This is a genomic window from Rhizobacter sp. P3_B12, assembly GCF_056402895.1.
Genome location: NZ_JBFUGN010001624.1, coordinates 1 through 735, shown reverse-complemented (window position 1 = coordinate 735; position 735 = coordinate 1). Strand labels below are relative to the sequence as shown.

Annotated in this window: 1 protein-coding gene; it reads left to right on the top strand. The window is 69.9% G+C overall.

Annotated features, from left to right (window positions below):
- Positions 1 to 735, top strand: a 735-nt coding sequence (locus AC1D01_RS37305) for an FAD-binding protein (protein ID WP_477874940.1), incomplete at both ends; no start/stop codon positions are given.

Here is a 735-nt window from a genome sequence, read left to right as displayed (position 1 = left end):
GTGCGCCGCATCGCGCATGCCGCCGATGCCACCGGCAAGGCCATCCACGACGTGCTGCTCGCCGAGGTGAAGCGCCACCCGAACATCCGCATGCTCGAGCGCTGGATGGCGGTCGACCTGATCACCTCGCGCCACCTGAAGCGTGACGAGCTGCCCCGCTGCTACGGCATCTACGCGCTCGACATCGACCGCCAGCGCGTCGAGACGCTGGCGGCATCGGCGGTCGTGATGGCCACCGGCGGCGCCGGCAAGGTGTACCGCTACACGACCAACCCCGACACCTCCACCGGCGACGGCATCGCGATGGCGTGGCGGGCGGGCTGCCGGGTCGGCAACATGGAGTTCATCCAGTTCCACCCGACCTGCCTCTATCACCCGCAGGAGCGCAGCTTCCTGATCACCGAAGCACTGCGCGGCGAGGGCGGCCACCTGCTGCTGCCCGACGGCACGCGCTTCATGCAGGCGCACGACCCGCGCGGCGAGCTGGCGCCGCGCGACATCGTGGCCCGCGCGATCGACTTCGAGATGAAGAAGCATGGCGTCGACTACGTGCTGCTGGATGCCACGCACCTGGGCGCGGCGTTCCTGAAGGAGCATTTCCCGACCATCCACGCGCGCTGCCTGAAGCTCGGCATCGACATCACGACGCAGCCCATTCCGGTGGTGCCGGCCGCGCACTACACCTGCGGCGGCGTCGTCTCCGACCTGCACGGGCGCAGCGACCTGCCGGGGCTG